The following is a 247-nucleotide window of genomic DNA, read 5'->3' on the forward strand; positions in this document are numbered from 1 at the left end:
CTGGGCGCCGATCGTGCGCCGTGCGTGGTTCGGCACGCTGTGCGTGATCCTGGTGCTGTCGACGACCAACTATCTCGGGCTGACTTCGATCGGGCCCGCGCATTCGACCGAGCTGCCGCTGTCGCGCGCGTGGGTGTTCAAGAACCACATCGCGGCCGGGATGTTCGGCGCGCTGCTGTTCTACCAGGCCGCCGACCTCGCGCTGTCGGCGCGCAGCGCGCTCGCGCGCGCGGCCTACGCCGGCGTG

Annotated in this window: 1 pseudogene; it reads left to right on the forward strand. The window is 71.3% G+C overall.

The features are described 5' to 3' along the window. Positions 1-247: pseudogene (locus SB751_RS33905) on the forward strand (polymerase); the annotation flags it as partial.

The sequence above is a fragment of the Cupriavidus sp. SIMBA_020 genome (assembly GCF_046535395.1).
Lineage (GTDB): Bacteria > Pseudomonadota > Gammaproteobacteria > Burkholderiales > Burkholderiaceae > Cupriavidus > Cupriavidus campinensis.